This is a genomic window from Micromonospora sp. USAFONa4, from assembly GCF_057197825.1.
The window spans coordinates 6,477,210-6,495,294 of the sequence record NZ_CM170072.1; the positions used below are offsets into that span (position 1 = coordinate 6,477,210).

Annotated in this window: 20 protein-coding genes; 10 read left to right on the top strand and 10 right to left on the bottom strand. The window is 70.3% G+C overall.

What is annotated here, in order from left to right; translation table 11 throughout:
- Complete coding sequence (locus AC0OO9_RS27875; RefSeq protein WP_484513555.1) at nt 1-876, bottom strand: alpha/beta fold hydrolase; 876 nt, start codon at nt 874-876, stop codon at nt 1-3.
- Between the two features lie 100 nt (nt 877-976).
- On the opposite strand from AC0OO9_RS27875, the gene AC0OO9_RS27880 reads away from it, so the two are divergent.
- The gene (locus AC0OO9_RS27880) at nt 977-1,528 is read left to right on the top strand and encodes a YciI family protein (protein ID WP_484513557.1); all 552 of its coding nucleotides are present in this window, start codon (nt 977-979) and stop codon (nt 1,526-1,528) included.
- A gap of 339 nt (nt 1,529-1,867) precedes the next feature.
- Here the strand turns inward: AC0OO9_RS27880 and AC0OO9_RS27885 are convergent, their stop codons facing one another.
- Complete coding sequence (locus AC0OO9_RS27885; protein ID WP_484518126.1) at nt 1,868-2,320, bottom strand: hypothetical protein; 453 nt, start codon at nt 2,318-2,320, stop codon at nt 1,868-1,870.
- On the opposite strand from AC0OO9_RS27885, the gene AC0OO9_RS27890 reads away from it, so the two are divergent.
- Nucleotides 2,253-2,888: a pectate lyase gene (locus tag AC0OO9_RS27890; RefSeq protein WP_484518070.1), complete on the top strand. Its 636-nt coding sequence runs from the start codon at nt 2,253-2,255 to the stop codon at nt 2,886-2,888. The two genes, AC0OO9_RS27885 and AC0OO9_RS27890, sit on opposite strands and share 68 nt — an antisense overlap.
- 164 nt (nt 2,889-3,052) lie before the next feature.
- On the opposite strand, the gene AC0OO9_RS27895 is transcribed toward AC0OO9_RS27890, so the two are convergent.
- The 3 genes from AC0OO9_RS27895 to AC0OO9_RS27905 form a co-directional block, all read right to left on the bottom strand.
- Nucleotides 3,053-3,673: a hypothetical protein gene (locus tag AC0OO9_RS27895; protein ID WP_484513559.1), complete on the bottom strand. Its 621-nt coding sequence runs from the start codon at nt 3,671-3,673 to the stop codon at nt 3,053-3,055.
- Nucleotides 3,674-3,742: 69 nt separating this feature from the next.
- Nucleotides 3,743-4,096 carry a nuclear transport factor 2 family protein gene (locus tag AC0OO9_RS27900; RefSeq protein WP_357577433.1) on the bottom strand — a complete coding sequence of 118 codons (354 nt, stop codon included), beginning with the start codon at nt 4,094-4,096 and terminating at the stop codon, nt 3,743-3,745.
- Nucleotides 4,097-4,340: 244 nt separating this feature from the next.
- Nucleotides 4,341-4,826: an NUDIX domain-containing protein gene (locus tag AC0OO9_RS27905; RefSeq protein ID WP_484513561.1), complete on the bottom strand. Its 486-nt coding sequence runs from the start codon at nt 4,824-4,826 to the stop codon at nt 4,341-4,343.
- A 52-nt stretch (nt 4,827-4,878) separates the two neighbouring features.
- Here AC0OO9_RS27905 and cas2 point away from each other — a divergent pair, with 52 nt between their 5' ends.
- Complete coding sequence (gene cas2 / locus AC0OO9_RS27910; protein WP_484513562.1) at nt 4,879-5,097, top strand: CRISPR-associated endonuclease Cas2; 219 nt, start codon at nt 4,879-4,881, stop codon at nt 5,095-5,097.
- A gap of 7 nt (nt 5,098-5,104) precedes the next feature.
- Entirely contained in the window at nt 5,105-6,139 is a 1,035-nt protein-coding gene (locus AC0OO9_RS27915) for an NAD-dependent epimerase/dehydratase family protein (protein ID WP_484513563.1), read from the top strand.
- Here the strand turns inward: AC0OO9_RS27915 and AC0OO9_RS27920 are convergent.
- The gene (locus AC0OO9_RS27920) at nt 6,119-7,387 is read right to left on the bottom strand and encodes a hypothetical protein (protein ID WP_484513565.1); all 1,269 of its coding nucleotides are present in this window, start codon (nt 7,385-7,387) and stop codon (nt 6,119-6,121) included. The two genes, AC0OO9_RS27915 and AC0OO9_RS27920, sit on opposite strands and share 21 nt — an antisense overlap.
- A 157-nt stretch (nt 7,388-7,544) precedes the next feature.
- Between AC0OO9_RS27920 and AC0OO9_RS27925 the strand changes: the two genes are divergently transcribed.
- Both AC0OO9_RS27925 and AC0OO9_RS27930 read left to right on the top strand, forming a co-directional pair.
- A complete protein-coding gene (locus AC0OO9_RS27925) occupies nt 7,545-7,781 on the top strand; it encodes a hypothetical protein (RefSeq protein WP_484513566.1) in 237 nt (78 codons plus the stop codon).
- Nucleotides 7,768-8,910, top strand: a complete 1,143-nt coding sequence (locus tag AC0OO9_RS27930) for a helix-turn-helix domain-containing protein (RefSeq protein WP_484513567.1) — start codon at nt 7,768-7,770, stop codon at nt 8,908-8,910. The genes AC0OO9_RS27925 and AC0OO9_RS27930 overlap by 14 nt, the downstream gene beginning before the upstream one ends.
- A gap of 36 nt (nt 8,911-8,946) precedes the next feature.
- On the opposite strand, the gene AC0OO9_RS27935 is transcribed toward AC0OO9_RS27930, so the two are convergent.
- A complete protein-coding gene (locus AC0OO9_RS27935) occupies nt 8,947-9,429 on the bottom strand; it encodes a cation:proton antiporter regulatory subunit (RefSeq protein WP_484513568.1) in 483 nt (160 codons plus the stop codon).
- A 440-nt stretch (nt 9,430-9,869) separates the two neighbouring features.
- Between AC0OO9_RS27935 and AC0OO9_RS27940 the strand changes: the two genes are divergently transcribed.
- Nucleotides 9,870-10,883, top strand: coding sequence for a trypsin-like serine peptidase (locus AC0OO9_RS27940; RefSeq protein WP_484518072.1), 1,014 nt, complete (start codon nt 9,870-9,872; stop codon nt 10,881-10,883).
- Nucleotides 10,884-10,976: 93 nt separating this feature from the next.
- Here the strand turns inward: AC0OO9_RS27940 and AC0OO9_RS27945 are convergent, their stop codons facing one another.
- On the bottom strand, nt 10,977-11,822 hold the full coding sequence (locus AC0OO9_RS27945) for a CHAP domain-containing protein (protein ID WP_484513569.1): 846 nt from the start codon (nt 11,820-11,822) through the stop codon (nt 10,977-10,979).
- Nucleotides 11,823-12,037: 215 nt separating this feature from the next.
- On the opposite strand from AC0OO9_RS27945, the gene AC0OO9_RS27950 reads away from it, so the two are divergent.
- Together AC0OO9_RS27950 and AC0OO9_RS27955 are read left to right on the top strand one after the other, a co-directional pair.
- The gene (locus AC0OO9_RS27950) at nt 12,038-12,991 is read left to right on the top strand and encodes an SRPBCC family protein (protein ID WP_484513570.1); all 954 of its coding nucleotides are present in this window, start codon (nt 12,038-12,040) and stop codon (nt 12,989-12,991) included.
- A gap of 26 nt (nt 12,992-13,017) precedes the next feature.
- Nucleotides 13,018-14,190: a zinc-dependent alcohol dehydrogenase gene (locus AC0OO9_RS27955; RefSeq protein ID WP_484513571.1), complete on the top strand. Its 1,173-nt coding sequence runs from the start codon at nt 13,018-13,020 to the stop codon at nt 14,188-14,190.
- Between the two features lie 74 nt (nt 14,191-14,264).
- Here the strand turns inward: AC0OO9_RS27955 and AC0OO9_RS27960 are convergent, their stop codons facing one another.
- Nucleotides 14,265-15,263, bottom strand: a complete 999-nt coding sequence (locus AC0OO9_RS27960; protein WP_484513572.1) for a hypothetical protein — start codon at nt 15,261-15,263, stop codon at nt 14,265-14,267.
- Nucleotides 15,264-15,621: 358 nt separating this feature from the next.
- Between AC0OO9_RS27960 and AC0OO9_RS27965 the strand changes: the two genes are divergently transcribed.
- Nucleotides 15,622-16,308 carry a GNAT family N-acetyltransferase gene (locus AC0OO9_RS27965; protein ID WP_484513574.1) on the top strand — a complete coding sequence of 229 codons (687 nt, stop codon included), beginning with the start codon at nt 15,622-15,624 and terminating at the stop codon, nt 16,306-16,308.
- A 165-nt stretch (nt 16,309-16,473) separates the two neighbouring features.
- On the opposite strand, the gene AC0OO9_RS27970 is transcribed toward AC0OO9_RS27965, so the two are convergent.
- Nucleotides 16,474-17,952, bottom strand: a complete 1,479-nt coding sequence (locus AC0OO9_RS27970) for a glutamate-cysteine ligase family protein (RefSeq protein ID WP_484513575.1) — start codon at nt 17,950-17,952, stop codon at nt 16,474-16,476.
- Nucleotides 17,953-18,085: the final 133 nt, after the last annotated feature.

The window sequence follows — 18,085 nt, forward strand, 5'->3', positions numbered from 1 at the left end:
TCAGCCGGCGTCCAGCACCTCGCGCAGCCGGGCCGCGAACTCGGCGGGCTTGCCCGCGTAGCCGAACTCGCCGTCCATGAAGCCGCCGTGGTGACTCGGGAACACCACGGCCTCCTGGCCGAGCAGCTCCGCGGTGGCGACGGCCGTACGCGCCGTGTAGGTCCCTTCCGTCTCCTCGCCGACCGCGATCACGACCCGGGTCGGCGCCGCCGTGAGCGCCGCCACGTCGGGCCGGTAGTCGGTGACCGTCCCGGAGGCCTTCGACAGCAGCGGGTCGTCGCGGGAGCCGTCGTCCTCGGTCGGCAGGCCGAACGCCGCCGGGTCGGGCGCGGGCTGGGCGAAGTAGGCGTCGGTGAACTCGCCCTGCCAGGAGACCAACGCCATGAAGGCGGCCATGCCCGCGCCCATGCCCTTCGCCTGGTACGCCTCGTGGACGGCGGCCTGGGCGCGCTCGGCCGCCGCGGCGTCGGGCAGCACGGTGGTGATCGGCGGCTCGTGCGCCACCAGCGTCGCGACGTCCCCGGGGTGGGACGCGACCAGCTCCAGCGCGGTCACCGCCCCACCGCTGCTGGCGAACACGTCGACCGGGCCGGAGCCGAGCGTCTCGATCAGCAGGTGCAGGTCGGCCGCCTGCTGCTGCGGCGTGTGGTCCGACCGCCCGTCGCTGCGGACGCTGCGGCCGAGCCCGCGCGGGTCGTAGGTGACGACCGTCCGGTCGGTGAAGTGGGGCGCGAGCGCGTTGAAGCCCTCCGCCGTCATCGGTTGACCGATCATGAGCAGGGTGCGGTGCCCGCCGGAGGCCGACAGTGGACTGCGCACGTCGTAGACCAGGTCGACGCCGGGCGCGGCGAGGGTGTGGGTCTCCATCGTCGTCATGAACCCGAGCGTACGACCGAGGGGTGACAGAACGGACGCCACACGCGGGAAGCGGCACCCACCCGCCCCGGTTCCCGGCACCGGCGTCAGGATCTGCGGTATGGAGTACTTCTGCTACCACCGCGACCGGCGCGACTCCCTGGCTCTGCGCAAGGAGCTGCGCGAGGAGCACTGGTCCTACATGGACCGGTACGCGGAACGGATGATCGCCCGTGGGCCGACGTTCGCCGCCGACGGGAAGACGCCGATCGGCAGCGTGCACATCGTCGACCTGCCCGATCCCGCCGCCGCCCGGGCGTTCGCCTTCGACGAGCCCACCTACCAGGCCGGCGCGTACCGGGACGTGCTGCTGCGCCGGTGGCACAACACGCTGGGGCGCACCATGTGGGACTTCCCGGGCGGCCGGACGGGTGGTGACCGGTACCTGGTGCTCGGCCTCGGGGCGGGGGAGGCAGCCGACCTGGACGTGAGCGCGGACCGCGACGAGCTGATCGCGTACGGGCCGCTGCTGTCGGACGACGGCGTCAGCTGGCTGGGCACGGCGGCGCTGGTCCGGGCGGAGGACCCGGACGAGGCGCGCGCACTGCTGACCCCGGACCGGTACGCCGAGATCGAGATCCACTCGTGGGCATTCGGCGGACGACCAGCCTGATCCGCCGTCGGGGTCACCGCCGCGTAGCACTACGCACAGGAAGCGATTCGTCAACAAGAAGTGATCCTTGCCTCTTCATTGGTCAGTCTCTATTGTTATCGGAAAGCGCTTTCCCGTCCCGGTGCTCATGCCTGAAAGGTGAACTCAGATGAGACGCAAAGTCGCCACGCGGTGGCTGGCCGGTGGTGCCACCGTGGTCGCAGGTGCCGTCGTCGCCCTGGCGCTGCAGGTTCCCAACGCCTCGGCCGCCACGAACCTGAGCCTCGGCGCCGGCGCTGACGGCTCCAGCAAGGCCAGTGGTACCAGCTATGGCAACGTCATCGACGGCAACCCCAGCACCTACTGGTCGCCGAGCGGCTCGACCGGCACGGTCTCGGTCAAGTGGGGCAGCGCCACGACGGTGTCCTCGGCCGTCATCGTGCAGGCCTCGGGCGGCGGCTCGATCAGCGGCTGGCAGCTCAGGAACCACGACACGGGCTCCGTCCTGGCCAGCGGCAGCAGCGCCCCGAGCACCATCAACTTCTCCTCGACGTCGCTGAAGAAGATCTCCTTCGTCATCACCAGCGCGTCCGGCACCCCACGGATCGCCGAGTTCGAGACGTACTCCAGCGGCGGGTCGACCCCGACCACCAGTCCGACCAGTGGCCCCACCAGCAGTCCGACGCCCGGTCCGACCAGCAACCCGGGCGCGCCGACTGGTGCGTGGCCGTCGTCGGCCGGCTCGGTGAGCATCTCGGGCACGGTCAGCGTCTCCGGCACCTTCGACGGCGGGATGAAGACGTACTGCTGCATGGGTGACGGTGGACAGGGCGAGTCGCAGGACCCGATGTTCAAGATCGCCAACGGTGGCACGCTGCAGAACGTCATCCTCGGTTCGCCCGCCGGTGACGGCGTGCACTGCGAGGGCACCTGCACACTGCGCAACGTGTGGTGGAACGACATCGGTGAGGACGCCGCCACCTTCAAGCAGACCAACGGCGGTACCTCCTACATCATCGGTGGCGGCGCGCGCAACGGCAGCGACAAGACCTTCCAGCACAACGGCAACGGCACGGTCAACATCTCCGGCTTCTACCTCAAGGGGTCCGGCAAGCTGTACCGCGCCTGTGGCAACTGCTCCACCTCGCACACCCGTCACGTGCGTATCGACAACGTCCTCGTCGACGACATCGACATGCTCGCCGGCATCAACAGCAACTGGAACGACACCGCGACGATCACTCGCGTGGTCGTCATCGGCTCGGCCACCATCTGCGGCAAGTACAAGGGTGTGCCCAAGGGCAGCGAACCCAGCTACCTCGGTGAGGGCTGGAACGACGCCAACTGCAAGGTCAACAGAAGTGACGTCACCTTCCGGTAGTCACAGGACACGTCTGTTCGCGAAGGGGCGCCCGCCGCCAGGCGGGCGCCCCTTCTGTGTGTCTGTCGTATGGGGGCGAGTCCAATGGATGGGCATGGGGTCGCACAGCAGGCAACCAGACGCACGCGTGCCGGCGGTTGCCCAAGCCCCCGGGCAGCGCAGCCTCAAGCCGAATTTCCAGCTGTCAGGCGGTTCAGGATGGTCCGGGCCAGCGCGGCGAGCCGGGTTTGCAGGTCGTCGTTGGCCCGCCCGCCGAGGTCGTCTTCGAGATGTGCGGCCAGGGCGGCGACCGTCGGGAGCAGGTCGTCCAGCGGGCTGCCCTCGTGTCCCACCACGTAGAGACGGTGGGTTCCCACCTCGGCGGGGGTGCTGTGGTCAAGGATCCGCTCGCAGGTGTCGGCCGCGATCAGCGCCACCGCCGTCGGTAGCTCCGGCTCCGGAAGTCCGAGTTCGGCGGTGACCGCCGCCAGGCGCCGATTCGCGTCATGCGCCGGCAGTGTCCGAGCTGACTCTGCCGCGAGCGCCACCACGGCGTCGCCGTCGACGCCGGCCACCAGCAGGTCGCAGGCCAGCATCACCGCGTGGTGCGGGTCGGCGTCGTAGAGCAGCGCCCGGGCCTGTTCGGCCCTGAGCCGGCGAAGCAATCCCTCAACGTCGGATACGGAACCGTCCGAACAGGCATCGAACATGCCCTGGCCAGGAGGAAGTGCTTCAAGATCCTGCATGACCACCGTCGCGCCGCCCACACATCGAGCGACGCCGCTTCCGGCATCGCTAACCTCCACAACATCATCCTCGCCGGCTGACCACCGGCCCGATGCCGGGCAACGCCTTCACCAGTTACGAGACGTCCCTTAGACCGGGACGAAGGTGGCGGCCAACACCCGCCAGTTGCCGTCCTCACGCACCCAGAGTCGGGTGTAGCGCAACCGCGCGGACATGGCGGCACCGCCCTGAACGGCATCCACCGCAGCGACCATGCGAGTCACCCCGGTCTGACCGTCTTCCTGGACGTCGAGCGACTCCTCCACCAGGCTGGTGATTCGCAGTGCACCGGAGCGGTAGCCCTCCAAGTCGTCTTCCTTCGTGAAGACCGTGCCGTCCGGTCCGGCACCCACGACCTGCGGGTGCAGTAGCGCGTCGAGGGACTCGACGTCGGCGGCGCGCTGGGCGGCTTGGAGTTGCCGTTCCGCGGTGAGGAGATCCATCCACCGATCCTCCGCAGCGCACCGCAGCAAGACAAGCGGGTTCGCTCGCGGCAGAACGGCGGCGTCAGCCCCGGTAGGGCGTTCACGGCACAACCGAAGCTCGGCACGAGCCTGGGCGCGTTGTCCGCAGCAGTTGAAACCGCCAAGGTCCTACCGGAGCATCCCCTCATGCCGACCCTGTCCTGCCCCGCTCGTATGTCTATCTTGACCAGCACCACCAGGACGGAAAAGGCGCATTTAACTGTCAGGCTGAGACAGCGGCACCGTTGGCAAGGTACATCGGGGCTTGTCGGGCTCGGGCTTTTATCGCCGCACTGGCCCGGGGAGCCACATTCACTGGAAGTCGCTGCCCAACCTCCTCAAGCGAGAAGAAGGCGGCATCTTCCAATTCCTGCCCAGGCAGGTCGATGCCCTCAAGGCTGCCGAGCGTCCCGCAGTCGAAGGTGAAGTGGATCAGGGCGCGTGGCCGCTGCCCCGCAGCAGGTGCCCAGTCCACGACGAGGAGATCCCCTGCAGCGACAACGAGGCCTAGCTCTTCGCGGACCTCACGGGTGCAGGCCTGATGCGGATATTCGCCCTCCTCCACGTACCCGCCCGGAAAAGCCCAATGATCACGGTACGTGGGTTTCACGAGCAGCACGTTCCCCGCCGGATCGGTGATGAGCGCTCCTGCGGCAGCATGGAAGGCGGGCAGGTTGGCATACCAGGTGGCGGGATCCGTCCAGGTCATCTCTGTGACGCTAGCCGTCAGGCTCCGATGTTGTCTCGCGTAAGTTGCGCAGTTGAAGCGGGGAGAGCCACAAGGAGTTCGTTCAGTCGCCAAGGTCTGCGAGGCCTACGGTCACCGCGTGCAGAAGTCCGTCCTTGAAGTCGTCTGCCGAGACGCCGACGAGGTAGAACTGGTGGCCGCCCTGCAACAGGCCATCGACCCCCGACGCGACAGCATCCGTACCTACCGCCTACCGGCTCATGCCTTGGAACTTCGGCCAGGTTCGGCATGATGGCGACATGCGTTTGTTGGTGCTCGGTGGAACCTGGTTCGTAGGCCACGCGATCGTCAGCGCCGCCATCGAGGCCGGCTGGGAAGTGACCACGTTCAACCGGGGTACCTCAGACCCGTTCCTGGAAGCTGTACGGCCGATTCGTGGTGATCGGACCTCTTCGGATGATCTTGCCGCCCTCGCCGCCGCAGGCCCCTGGGATGCGGCTGTCGACACGTCGGGTTACGTGCCGAGGAACGTCCTTGACGTGGCGCACATGCTTGCACCGGTCACCGGCCAGTACGTCTTCATGTCCACCGTCAGCGTGTATGGGGACTGGCCCGTCGAGCCACTCAGCGAGCGATCCGAAGTGCTGGCCTGCCCACCCGACGCCGGCCCGGACTACGGCATCGACACGGAGAACGGACCAACTCGGTACGGCTACCAGAAAGCAGGTTGTGAAAGAGCGGCAGTAACCGCGTTCGGCCAGGAGCGGACGGTGGTCCTGCGACCCGGTGTGGTCCTCGGCCCACGGGAGTACGTAGGCAGGCTGCCGTGGTGGCTGCGGAGGGTGGCTGCCGGCGGCGAAATCCTGGCACCCGGTTCGCCTGACCGCACCATCCAACCCGTTGACTGCCGCGATCTGGCCGCGTTCACACTGCGAATGATCGCTGACCGGTCGTCCGGCGTCTTCAACGTCTGCGCTCCCATTGGCAGTGCCACGTTCGGCGGGCTGTTGACGGCCTGCGCCCATGCGACTCGTTCCGAGGGGTCCTTCGAGTGGGTGCCGGACCTTTACCTACTCGAGGAGGGCGTTCGGCAGTGGTCGGAACTCCCGCTCTGGCGCACCTCCAATGGGGTCTGGCAAGTTGACACTGCCCGTGCCCAGGCCGCCGGCCTCCGCTGCCGGCCACTGGATCTCACTGTGCGGGACACGTGGCGATGGATGGTCGACAGCAATGCGGAGAGCGCACACGACCGCGCTGCGGACATCGGCATCGCTCGGTGGAAGGAAGCGCAGGTGTTGGCTGACTGGCACCGCTCAGGCGAGCCGGCGGGTTGAGGTTTCGGGCAGCCACGCTGCGATGCGCTCTGCGAGCTGGCGGGCTTCGGCATCGCCGTTGCAGGGTGCCTGGCTCAGCAGCCGCGTGATCCGCGACAGTCGACCGGTCAACGACACGTTCCGCTTGTGCGGAGGCAGGTCCAGGACCGTGGAGAGTGCGTCAGTGGCAGCATCAATGTCGTTTAGATGGAGGTAGGCGGCGGCGATGTCGATGTTCGCCCCGCTGATCTGTGAGTACGGTCGGCGCGCAGCGGGCAGCGCCTGAAACAACCTCAGTGCCTCGTCGGCACGCGCTGCGGCCCGTTCGCCGTTGCCGAGGTCGAGCCAAGCCGCGGCAGCGCACGCCGCAGCGCGTGCATCCCCGAATGCGAACTCGCCGCCGGTAGTTGCTGCGAGTTCGTCAGGTCGGTTCTCGGCGACCTCCCGGTCCCGTCGGGCTACCGCCAAGATTTCGGTCACCGTTCCGGCATCATTGAGCAGGGCATGAGAGCGGGCCGCGATATGGCGCAGTCTCATCTTTGGCTCGCCCGCAGGAGCTACTCGCATTGCTCGATCGAAGTAGCCGAGTGCCGCATCCGGCTCGTTGCGCCAGTTTGCGAGCGTCATCCGTAAACCGTACGTCCACGCTTTCAGCGAGGGGTGTCCGGCGAGATCCGCGTACTGCGTCGCCGCTCGCGCCAGCGTCGTCGACTCGACCCAGCGTCCGAGGTCGAAGGCGGTGGAGGCCATAAGTGACGTGCCCTGGGCGATGAGGACGTAGAGGTGGGTCAGATCTCGTGGCCTGCGCGTCCGTTCGGTAAGCGCTCGCGCCTCGTCACGCAGCCGCCTGGCGTTTGCGAACATGTCGAAGGCGGCGATGCTGCCCGAACGGGCCAGTAGCGCCATGTCCTGTTGCATCGACTCGATCGAGTCATGCGGAACGCCGATCCTGGCCAGGAGTGAGTCGTTGCTGATGGCATCGGCAGCATCGCTCACCACATCGGCACCGTTGACGCCACCTGGCTTCGATGACGGGTCACCGATCCCCGCAAGGAAGCGCGATTGCGCACCGGCGGGAAGCCGCTTCAGAGCGGTGTGCAACAGTTCCTGATTCGCGTTTCCCGGCACTGTATCGGGCCGGCTATGCCAGTAGGCGACCGTCCTGACCGCGATGCCGAGCCAATCCGCGAAACCCTCGTTCGTCATGCCGGCCGACGCCTGTAGCGCGCAGGCAAGGCGTCCCGTCCACTGGCCCACCGTCGTCACCATGATTCTCCGAGCGTTCGTTGCATCGGATTGCCCTGCCGTTGCACCACCGTTGCATGGGCGTCCGCATTCTTCTCGAGTTCACTGGACGCCACAGCTTTCAGCAGGATCTTCAATCGCAGCCTACCGAGGAGACCCCCCATGGCTGAACCCCCGCGCGATGGACAAGACGGACACCGCTCGCGACGTGTTGTCGGCATGGTCCTTCGGCGCCTCGCTTTCGATGGCGCGCGACATGCAGAGTGATGACTCGATGAGCCGGGGTGAGCAGGCCGAGGCCGCCGAGCGGGAGGCGGCCAAGCAGCGCCTCCTGGATCAGGCCGAGGCGGAGCGCGTACCGGTGGAGGAGACCACCCGGGCGGTGCCGGACCGGCGGTGGCGGCGTGACCAGCGCTGACGAGCCGATCGGTCGCCGCGTCGCCCGCTGGCGGGCGCGGCGGCGGATGACCCAGCAGATGTTCGCCGACCGGCTCGGCAGGTCGAAGAGCTGGGTGGACAAGACCGAGCGGGGCGTACGGCCGCTTCACCGGTATCCGGTGATCCAGGAGATCGCCCGGGTGCTGCGGGTCGACCCGATGGTGCTGCTCGGCGAGCACCGCCCGCCGCCGATCGCGGCAGGCCCGGTGGATGGGGTGGACGGCATCCGGGCCGCCCTCGCCCGCTACGACGACCACGGGGCGGCGGCGTCCGTGGCGGAGACGGGCCGGCACGTCGCGCACGCCTGGCTGACCTACCAGCACGGGCACTACGCGCAGGTGGTGCGGCTGCTGCCGAGGCTGCTGCACGCCGCGCAGGGCGCGCGGGGGCAGGATCCGGGGTTGCTGGTGCAGGCGTACCGGATCACCTCGTCGGTGCTGGTGAAGCTCGGCGAGGCCGACCTGGGGTGGCTGGCTGCCGACCGGGCGGTGGCCGTGGCGGGTGGCGATCCGGCGCTGGCGGGGGCGGCGACCGTGGCGGTCGGTCAGGCGCTGCGCGCGCTGGGCCGGGACCGGCTGGCGCTGGTGGCGACGCTGGCGGCCGCGCGTCGCGTCGCGCCCGCGTCGGAGGCGGTGCACGGGACCCTGCTGATCCAGGCCGCGCTGGCCGCCGCCGGCTGCGGCGATGTCGGCCGCAGCGAGGAGCTGGTCGAGCGGGCCGCGCGGGTGGCGGCGCGGGTCGCCGGTGACGACCCGCACCGGACCGGCTTCGGGCCGGGCGCCGTCGAGGCGGCCCGGGTGGTCGCGGCTCTCGAGCGGGGGGACGCCGGGGAGGCGGTGCGCCGGCACGAGCAGGCGGTACGGCGGGAGGCGTGGCGGCGGCTGCCGGCCGAGTACCGGGGCGCGTACCTGGTGGACGCCGCGCGGGCGTACCTCCAGGTCGGCGACCTGTGCGGTGCGGGCCGGCTCCTGGTCGACGCGGATGCCGTCGCGCCCGCCGAGGTCCGGTGCCGGCCGTTGGCGCGTACGGCCGTCGCCGAGGTCGCCCGGGCCCACCCGGCGCCGGCCGGCGTGGCGCGCCTGGCGACGCTGGTGGGCCTGACCCGCTGATCCGGTGCGCCGGGCGACCGGCGTGCCGCTGGCGGGTCAGCCGTTGGTGAGGAGTTCGCGGATCGCGACGAGGCTGGCGCCGTCGCCGACGGCCACCAGCGAGTCACCGGCCTGGAGGGTGAGGTCGGGACCCGGGGACGGGATCACGTGACCGTCGCGGACCACAGCGACGATCGACGCGCCGGTGCGGGTCCGCGCGCGCGTGTCGCCGAGCTCGCGCCCGAGGTACGGCGACCGGGCGGGGATCGGCATGCGTACGGTCTCGACGCCCTCCAGGGGCGGGACCAGCTCCGTCAGGTTGTCCATGACCAGCGGAAGGCCGAGCAGGTCGGCGATCGTCCGCGACTCCGTGCTCTCCAGCGTCAACGTGTGCTGGGCGGTCTCGGGGTCGGCGGGGTCGTAGAGCACGATGTCGCGCCGGCCGTCGAAGTGCACGATCACCGCGCCTCGCTGGCCCGTCCCCGTGACGAACGCGTACGACTCTCCGACGCCGAACAGCCGGGTCCTCTCCAGGTCCACGTTTCCACCCTCCGAGGATGAGGCGTCGCAGTCGAGCACCTTGCCGCCCAGACTAGTACTTCAGCCGGGATCGTGACGATCGCTCGGTGGGTGCCTGCCGGCCGCGGGTCCGCTGCTCACGGCGTGGCTCCGGCTCCGGCGGCCAGTGTCGGTGTCGTCCCCGGGGGTGAGGAATTGCATCGGGAGACAACCGCAATTCCCATCTGTCGGCAGCGGCGAACGTCTTCTGATCGAAAGCGCAGATTCGCGGCGATGGGATTTGCGAGTCAATTTCGAGGCTTCTGTTCGGGGTGGGGACGCTTTGTTTGCCGCCGGCTCTGGTCCTTTTCGGTCGCCACAAAGTCAATGTCAATTACCTGTCATTCCATCACGTTGTGATCAAAGCAATCTGATCGATAGGTTTCGCTGGTCCGAGTTGGAGTACCCGAAAAAGGGGGCAACTGTTGAGATCAACCCTGCGCTGGTCCGCATCGGCCAGCCTGGCACTCGCGCTGGTCGTGACCGCTCCGGCGGTGGCCCAGGCGAAGCCGACGCCGGTCGGGAGCAACGGCAACACCACCACCGTCGCCCGCACCAGTGACGGTCGCGCGATCACCAACGAGAAGATCGCCGAGGAGGTCACCAGGTTCTGGACGCCGGAGCGGATGGCGAGCGCCGTCGACCTCGACATCGCGAGGTCGCCGAAGGCCACCGAGTCGACGAGCCGGGCGCCGAAGCCCGACGGGCCGGCGGGCTCGGTCGCGCCGGTGCGACCGAGCGCCGCCACCGGCGCCGACGTCGGCATCCAGCTCAACGAGTCGGCGGTCGTCGGCAAGGTCTACTTCACCACCCCCAACGGCGGCGGCGCCTCGTGCTCGGCGAGCGCGGTGGCCAGCGGCAAGGCGCGACTGGTCATGACCGCCGGGCACTGCGTGCACCAGGGCGCCGGCGGGCAGTGGTACAGCAACTGGCAGTTCGTGCCGCGCTACCGCGACGGCGCGCGGCCGTTCGGCACGTTCGTGGCGTACCAGCTCGCGGCCCGCACCGCGTGGATCAACAGCAGCAGCTACGACGAGGACATGGCCATCGCCATCATGCACAACGGCGGTAACTGGGGCCTGAAGGTCGTCGAGACGGTCGGCGGCCACGGCATGCGCTGGAACTGGGGCTACAACATTTCCCTGATGACCGCGCTCGGCTATCCGTCCAACCTCGGCGGTGGCGAGAGCCAGTACTTCTGCCAGAGCGGGACCTGGCACGCCGGCGGCCAGCAGATCCGGATGTGGTGCAACATGACCTACGGCTCCAGCGGCGGTCCCTGGCTGCAGGAATACAACGACCAGAACGGCCTCGGATTCATCAACAGCGTCGTGAGTCACGGCGACAACCCGGGCAACGGTCAGTTCGACGGTCCGTACTTCGACGACGACATCAAGAGCCTCTACGACTTCGCGGAGGGTCTCTCCCCGGCGTAAGGGCACGTGAACGGCAGAGCCCCGGCCGGGTGGCCGGGGCTCTGCGCGCGGTGCTCCGTCAACGGCGGAGAAGTTCCCGTCCGGGGCGCGGCTTCACTTGAAGCGGATGAACTTCGAGAACTGGTTGTTGGCGGTGCCCACCGAGACCGTCCGGTGGCTGTACCGGTCGGCGGACACGTAGTTGTATTCGTCGATCTCGAAGGTGCCGTTGGCGTTCACCCTGGTCACGAAAGCGACGTGACCGTAGGTGCCGCCCAGGCGTACCGCGACGTCACCGGCCTTCGGGCTGTTGTGCACCGGCACGCCGGCGCGTCCGGCGGCGGCCACCCACTCCTTGGCGTTGCCCCACCGCGCCTGGCCCTTGTACTGGTTGTGGAAGGCGACGCCGACCCGGCTGCGCACCGCCCAGGCCGCGAAGCTGGTGCACTGCCCCTTGTAGAAGTTCCAGGGATCGATGCCCGAGGTCTGACCCTTGTAGGGGTAGTCGTCCTTGGCCGGGTAGCTGGCGCCGGCGGAGATCAGCTGGTGGGAGGCGTTGTTGTTCTTCAGCGTGGAGCTGAGGTTCTTCTTCGCCCCGGGCGCGAAGTCCTGGTACGCGTGGGAACCGTTGTAGCCGGTGTTGTAGTAGACGCGCACCGTCCTGCCGGTGCGGTTCCACGCCGAGGCGGCGTTGTTCTTGATGCACTGGCCCTTGCCGCTGCCGGCGCCCTTGAACTCGTAGCAGCCCGGCTGGGCGGTGCCGTAGTCGGCCAGCGAGCCGGCGTGATCGGAGACCGAGCCCGCGTGGTTGCTGTTGTAGTAGTAACAGAACTCGCCGGTGTTGCATGCTCCGTCGCGGGACGCGGCCTGCGCGGGCGCGGCGACCGCCAGGACGCCGAGAGTCGCGCTCAGCACGCTGGCGCTGAGGGCGCCGAGGACGCGAACGGTGACCGTGGGCATGATCACTTCCCTCCTGGGGGTGGGTGATGGGGGACCCACGCTACAAGGCATAGATCATCCGCCATACCCCTCAATCGCGGGCGCGTGGATGGCCCGGGGGTCTGTCGAGATTCGGGGTTCATCGGGCGATTCGCGGGCATAGCGTCAGGCGTGGCGGCTTCCCGCCGCCGGGCCTGCCGCGGGGGCGGGTCAGGACGACCTGACGGTGGTGCGACGTGGACGAGACCGATCCGATGATGCTGGACCAGCGGGGACGACGCGGCCAGGGCGCCGGACTGCCCCGGTTGCTGGGCGCGGTCAGCCTCGCCCTCGGCGCCGGCAGCCTGCTCGCCCCGCGCGCGGTGGCCCGGCTGACCGGGGTGGACGACTCACCCGCCGCCCGCGGGGTCGTCGCCGCCGTGGGCGCCCGCGAGCTGGCCCACGCAGCGGGCCTGCTCGCCGGCCGTAGCCCGGCCGGCTGGGCGTGGACCCGGGTGGCCGGCGACGCGCTGGACCTCACCCTGCTCGGACGGGCCTGGGCGGACCGGTGCGGCGAGCGGCGCCGGCGGGTCGGCCTCACCGCCGCCGCCGTCGCCGGGATCGCCGCCGTCGACCTGATCGCCGCCGTACGCGCCGGACGGGCGCGCGCCGCGCACCGGCGGGTGATCGACATGGAGGTCGCGGTCACCGTCAACCGGTCCCCGGCCGAGGCGTACCGCTTCTGGCGGGACCTGGAGAACCTGCCCCGGTTCATGTCCCACCTGGAGTCGGTACGCGCCGACGACCTGCGCCGGTCGCACTGGACCGCGCACGGCCCGGCCGGCCGCCGGATCGAGTGGGACGCGGAGATCGTCGACGACCAGCCGAACCGGTCCCTCGCCTGGCGGTCGCTGCCCGGCACCCGCGTGCCCAACGCGGGCCGGGTCCGGTTCGTGCCCGCGCCGGGCGATCGCGGCACCGAGGTCCGGGTGCGGCTGCGCTACGCCCCGCCGGCCGGCGCGCTGGGCCGGGCCGTGGCCAAGCTCTTCGGCGAGGAACCCGAGCAGCAGGTACGCGACGACCTGCGCCGGTTCAAGCAGGTGGTGGAGACCGGCGAGGTGGTCCGCTCCGAGGGCAGCCCGGACGGCATCTCCGTACGCCAGCAGGTCATGCAACGCCCCGCTCAGCCGCTGCCCATCGCCCGCCGCTGACCGCCCGCCACCCGAGAGGACGAACGATGAAGGCCACCGCCTGGATGGGCAAGGACAGCGTCAAGGTCGTCGACGTGCCCGACCCGACCATCATGAACGCGCGCGACGCGATCGTACGGATCACCTCGACCGCCATCTGCGGCTCGGACCTGCACCTCTATCACGGCTACATCCCCGCCATGCGCAAGGGCGACGTCCTCGGCCACGAGTTCATGGGCGAGGTCGTGGAGGTCGGCCCGCAGGTACGCAACCTGCGCCCCGGCGACCGGGTGGTGGTGCCGTTCCCGATCGCCTGCGGGCACTGTTCCTCCTGCCAGCGCGGGCTCTTCTCGGTCTGCGAGAACTCCAACCCCAACGCCGGGGTGGCCGAGAAGATCATGGGGCACTCGCCGGCCGGCATCTTCGGCTACTCCCACCTGCTCGGCGGCTACGCCGGCGGCCAGGCCGAGTACGCCCGGGTGCCGTTCGCCGACGTCGGCCCGGTCAAGGTGCCCGACGAGGTCCCCGACGACCAGGCCGTGATGCTCGCCGACGTGCTGCCCACCGGCTTCATGGGCGCGGAGATGTGCGACATCAAGCCGGGCGACGTGATCGCCGTGTGGGGGGCCGGCCCGGTGGGCCTGCTCGCCGCCGCCAGCGCCCGGATGCTCGGCGCGGAGCGGGTGATCGTCATCGACCGGTACCCGTACCGGCTGCGGCTCGCCGAGGAGCACACCGGCGCGGAGACCATCAACTACGACGACACCGACGTGCTCGACGCGCTCAACACGATGACCGCCGGGCGGGGACCCGACGCCTGCATCGACGCCGTCGGCCTGGAGGGGCACCACGGCAACACCGCCGTCTACGCGTACGACCGGGCCAAGCAGGCCGCCCGGGTCGAGACGGAACGCCCGTTCGCGCTGCGCCAGGCCATCCTCGCCTGCCGTAGCGGCGGCGTCGTCTCGGTGATCGGCGCGTACGGGGGCTTCGTCGACAAGTTCCCGATGGGCGCGTTCATGAACCGGTCGTTGATCATGCGTACCGGTCAGTGTCACGTCCAGCGCTACACCCGTCCGCTGCTCAACCGCATCCAGCGCGGCGACATCGACCCCAGCTTCATCATCAGCCACCGGATGCGGCTCAAGGACGCGGCCAAGGGCTACAAGATCTTCCAGAAGAAGCAGGACGAGTGCACAAAGGTCGTCCTGAAGGTCTGAGCCCCGACGCCCGAGCGCCGATGAGGCCCGGGGGCGGCGGTGCCCCGCCGTTCCCGGGCCTCATCGGCGGTGGGTCAGGCCCAGGGGGCCGTCGGGTACCAGGGGATGATCTCGCGGCGGGCGAGCAGCCGTACGTCCCAGTAGAGGAACGTGAAGGCGCCGGCGACGATGAACGCGACAGCGGTCAGGACCGCCAGGCGGCTCGGCCGGGCGCTGAACCAGCGTTGCAGACGGGAACCGGCGAGCCAGGCCAGCAGCAGGAACAGCACCGCCATGATGACGATGTTGCCCAGGGACTGCAGCGTGAACGCCGCCGCGCCGTAGAGCGGGTTGCCACTCTCGGCGGCGTCGCGGAACATCTGCCGGAACAACGCGAAGGGCCGGCCGATCAGGAAGCCGGCGATCAGTGCGCCCATGAACACCATCGGGGCGTTGGGGAACCGCCGGGCGATCCGGGCGAACGGGTCCGGCACGACACCCAGCGCGGCCAGACCGAGATAGATCATGATGAGCCCGATCGCGCCGAAGACGACCATGGACTGGATGCTCCTCGGCGACAGCCCGCCGGGCGCGTTGGGCGCGGTGGAGAACTGCGGCATCGACGTGCCGACGAGGCCGACGACCGCGCCGTAGGCGGCCGACACCGCGACCATGCCCACCGACATCCAGCCCAGCGGCTTCAGCGGTGCGACGATCCGGCTGAACCTGCTGCCCGTGGTGCCGGTCAGCGGGGCCAGGGCACCGAACGCGGCGATGTTGCAGGCGGTGAACGTGCCCGCGATGCCGGAGACGAAGGCGAACAGGATGCCCGCCGCGATGCCCTGGATGGGCGTCTCCTTGGCGTCGTGGCCGAGCAGTGTGTTGGCGACGTTGTCGCCGATGGTCCGGTCCACGAACTCCGCCGACCAGATGACGGTCAGCAGGAACCCGCCGAGGACGCTGAGGAGGATGATCAGCCCTCGCCGCCGGGGGAAGTGCCCGTTGACGAACGCGGACGTCCCGCTCCGCGTGGTGTCGGGGCTGAGTCGGACGGGCGCGTCGGGTCGCCGGGAAGACCTCTGGGTCTGCGTCACATGCGCTCCTCGGGGTGGGGGAGGGGTCGGTGGGAGGGGGCGCGGGTCGATGTCCGCGTTTCATCATGGGGTGGCCGCCGTCGGCTCGGTTCTTCCATCGTGCGCAATCTCCCGGGCCGTTTCGCCCGCTCCGGGTGCCGGTCAACTTCAGGACGGTCCGGCTGCCCGCCTCCGCCGCAGACGCGTGGATCAAACGCCTTGGAGATCGTCCGGGGCGGCGCCGCGAAGGGCGTGGGGCGTCGTCCGCCCGTCCGGCCTGTCGTCGTCCGGGTGATCGGGAAGGCGGCCGTGCGACGCTTGTTGCCAATACTTTGCAATAAGCTGGTGGCGAGCGACGGCCGCCGCGAGAGGACGACCCATGCCCGACGCGCCCGCCCGGACCGCCGTGGACGGTCCGTCGCACACCGTGTCCGAGCTGGTGATGGCCTGGGGGCGCGGCTGGGCGGTCTCCAGGGCCACGCCCGCCCCCGTCGCGGTCCCCGGCGGCTTCCGGATCGACGTGGGCCTGCCGGGGCACCGCGTACGCCACGTGCTGCACACCTACGACACCGACTCGCTCGGGCGGCTCGGCCGGGAGCTGACGGGCCCGGGCACCTGGATCAAGGTCAGCGGGGACCGTGCCGGCCTCCGTGCCGCCCTGCCCGACGCCTGGACGCTGGACATCGCCGGACACCTCATGAGCGCGCCGCTGGCCCCGGGCGCGGCCGGGCCGCCCGCACCGTATTCGGCGCGGGTCGTCGCCGAGGGCGGGGTCGTCGTCGCGAGGGTCCTCGACGCGTACGGGCACAGGGCGGCCGTCGGGCGGCTGGCCGGCGCCGGGGAGTTCGGCATCGTCGACCAGGTCGAGACGGAGCCCGCCCACCGGCGGCGCGGGCTGGGCAGCGTCGTCATGCGGGCGCTCTGCGACCACGCGGCGAGGCTCGGGATGCGCACCGGGATCCTCGTCGCCACCGACGAGGGCCGCGCCCTGTACCGCGCGCTCGGCTGGACGGTGCGCTCGGACCTGTCGGGGGCGTACCTCAGCGAGGACCGGGGCCCGGCCTGACGTGCCGGCCGGGCCTGACGTGCCGGCCGGGCCTGACGTGCCGGCCGGGCCTGACGTGCCGGCCGGGCCTGACGTGCCGGCCGGGCCTGACGTGCCGGCCGGGCCGGTCGGGCCGGACGACGACGGGCGGAGCCGACCGGTGGACGGCGGCTCGTGGCGGCCCGGTCAGGGGATGGGCCACTCGTGGACGGGCCGGTTGGTGTGCATCAGCTTCACGTAGTGCCGCACCACCTCCCGCAGCGCCTCCGGCCGGTCGAGATGGTCGGCGGACTCCAACCGGTGCAGGGTCTCCACCTGCCAGCTCGCCCCGTTGCGGCCGGTCAGGCACCGTTGCTCGATGACGCCGAGCAGCCGGTCCCGCTCGGCCGGGTCGAGGCCCCACCGGTCCAGCCCGTGGTGGGCCAGCGGCAGCAGCCGGCGCAGCACCAGCTCGGTGACCGGGAGATAGCCGAGGCCGGGCCAGAAGACCTGGGCGTCGATGCCGTAGCGGGCGCAGGCGTTGAAGTTCTCCTCGGCCGCGCTGAACGACATCTGCGACCACAGCGGCCGGTCGGCCTCGGCGAGCGCCCGGACGAGACCGAAGTAGAAGGCGCCGTTGGCCACGGTGTCGAGCACCGTCGGCCCGGCCGGCAGCACCCGGTTCTCCACCCGCAGGTGCGGGCGGCCCTTCAGCACGTCGTACACCGGGCGGTTCCAGCGGTAGACGGTGCCGTTGTGCAGCCGCAGCTCGGCGAGCTTCGGCACGTCCCCCCGGGCCAGGGCCTCGGCCGGGTCCTCCGCGTCGCAGACGGGCAGCAGCGCCGGGAAGTAGCGCACATTCTCCTCGAACAGGTCGAACACCGTGGTGATCCAGCGCTCGCCGAACCACACCCGGGGGCGTACGCCCTGGGCCTTGATCTCCTCCGGCCGGGTGTCGGTGGCCTGCTGGAACAGCGGGATGCGGGTCTCCCGCCACAGCTCCCGGCCGAAGAGCAGCGGCGAGTTGGCCCCCAGGGCCACCTGGATGCCGGCGACCACCTGCGCGGCGTTCCAGTAGTCGGCGAACTGGGCCGGGCTGACCTGGAGATGGAACTGGGTGCTCGTGCAGGCCGCCTCCGGGGTGATGGTGTCGGCGGTGACCGCGAGCCGTTCCACGCCGTTGATCGCGATCCGCAGGTCCTCGCCGCGGGCGGCGAAGATCTGCTCGTTGAGCAGCGCGTAGCGCGGGTTGGCCGACAGCGTCTCGGCGGTCAGGTGCTCCGGCCGCAGCGTCGGCAGGACGCCGATCATCACCATGTGCGCGCCCACCTCCCGCGCCTTGGTCTCGGCGGCGTTGAGGCTGGCCCGCACGCTCTCCTCGAACTCGCGGGTGCCGGTGCCGGCCAGCCGGCGCGGCGCCACGTTGATCTCGACGTTGAACTGGCCCAGCTCCGTCTGGAAGGCCGGGTCGGCGATGGCGGCCAGCACGTCGGCGTTGCGCATGGTCGGCATCGAGTCGTCGTCGACCAGGTTCAGCTCGATCTCCAGCCCGGTCATCGGCCGTTCGACGTCGAACCGGGACTCCCGGAGCATCTCGGCGAAGACGTCCAGGCACCGCCGCACCTTCTCGCGATAGCGGGCCCGGTCCTCGCGACTGAAGGTCCGTACGCCGACGTCCTCGCCCATGGTCACCGCCCTGTCACCGTTGGTTCCCCTAACCTCGCACGCCCGGGGCGGGCCGGGGAAGACCCGAAGCTTCTTGTACGTACCCAGCTCGGGCCCGCGTGATCCCTGTCGCCTCCGCCCGTCGTGCCGTCGG